Origin of the sequence: Mesorhizobium sp. M00.F.Ca.ET.216.01.1.1, from assembly GCF_004010325.2 — a bacterium.
GTDB lineage: Bacteria > Pseudomonadota > Alphaproteobacteria > Rhizobiales > Rhizobiaceae > Mesorhizobium.
In genome coordinates this window covers 1-536 of sequence record NZ_SADR02000099.1, presented here as the reverse complement: position 1 = coordinate 536, position 536 = coordinate 1, and the positions used below count along the sequence as shown (strand labels likewise).

The 536-nt window shown below is 62.9% G+C and carries 2 pseudogenes; both read left to right on the top strand.

From position 1 onward, the window contains the following. Window positions 1-316 (top strand): annotated as a pseudogene (locus tag EN859_RS35205) (L-aspartate oxidase); the annotation flags it as partial. Then, window positions 313-536: pseudogene (locus EN859_RS35200) on the top strand (nicotinate-nucleotide diphosphorylase (carboxylating)); the annotation flags it as partial. The pseudogenes EN859_RS35205 and EN859_RS35200, both read left to right, overlap by 4 nt.

The following is a 536-nucleotide window of genomic DNA, read 5'->3' as shown; positions in this document are numbered from 1 at the left end:
GCCCGATCCACTCTCCTTGCGCCCTCTCCTCTCACGCAGCCTTGGCGTGAAGCGCAATGGCGAGATGTTGCGCGAGGCCGTGAGCACATTGCTTCCGCTGGCCAAACGCCACGATGCGGCGTCCGATCCCGCGGTAGTGGGACTGCTGATCGCGGTTGCGGCCTTCCTGCGCGAAGAAAGCCGCGGCGCTCACCACCGCACGGACTTTCCTTATCGTGCTGACATCGCGCGCCGCTCCAGGCTCACGCTGGAAGAAGCCTTGACGAAAGCCGAGGAATTCCCATGTTCTCCAACGCTTGAAGACGTCGAGCAATGAACCTCTCGCCGCTTCCCGCAATCATGCTTGAGCCCCTGGTGCGGGCAGCACTTCTGGAAGATCTCGGCCGGGCGGGTGATCTGACGACCGACGCCATCGTGCCGAAGAACCATCACGCGACGACCGTGCTTTCGGTGCGCCAGGCCGGAACTGTCGCTGGGCTCGATCTGGCGATGCTCGCCTTCCGGCTCATCGACCAGAACGTCGAATTGACCGTTAA